This is a genomic window from Pseudomonas sp. PS01300 (assembly GCF_029960155.1).
Classification (GTDB): Bacteria; Pseudomonadota; Gammaproteobacteria; order Pseudomonadales; family Pseudomonadaceae; genus Aquipseudomonas; species Aquipseudomonas palmensis.
Window position 1 is genome coordinate 1 of sequence record NZ_JASCPN010000143.1, and the last position, 615, is coordinate 615.

The following is a 615-nucleotide window of genomic DNA, read 5'->3' on the forward strand; positions in this document are numbered from 1 at the left end:
CGCAGCCCTTCAAGACGCATCAGCCTCGCCACACGATGACGACCACAATCCTCACCGACCTCGCGCAGATCGTCGTGGATTTTGCGATAGCCATAAACGCCGCCGCTCTCCAGCCAGGAATGCTTGATCAAACCCAGCAGTCGCTGGTCGTCTTTGGCGCGTACAGATTGCGGCTCAGACAGCCAGGCGTAATAGCCGCTGGGATGGACTTTCAGCGTCAGGCAAAGCCGTCGAATCGAATAGTCGCCCGCGCGCTGCTTGATAAAGGCGTACTTCAGCCGCACTCCTTGGCAAAGTACGCGGCGGCCTTTTTTAATATGTCTCGCTCTTCAGTGACGCGCTTGAGTTCCGCTCGCAGACGACGCAGCTCAGCGTGCTGATCATCATCCTGCTGCCGTTCTTCTTGAGGTTTGCTGTAGCGCTTTATCCAGGCATAGAGGCTATGCGTCGACACGCCGAGACGGGCCGCTACCTCAGCGACAGGCAGCTTCTTTTCGGTCACTTGATTGACTGCTTGGATTTTGAATTCTTCGGGGTAACGCGGGTTGCTCATGGCACCTCCTAATTGGCCTCAGTTTAAGGCAAAGAGGTGTCTACGAAACCCGGGGCGATTCA

At 56.3% G+C, this 615-nt stretch carries 1 pseudogene; it reads right to left on the reverse strand.

Features of this window, described 5'->3' with window-relative positions:
• Positions 1 to 553 (reverse strand): annotated as a pseudogene (locus QMX96_RS26700) (IS3 family transposase); the annotation flags it as partial.
• Between the last annotated feature and the right edge of the window lie 62 nt (positions 554 to 615).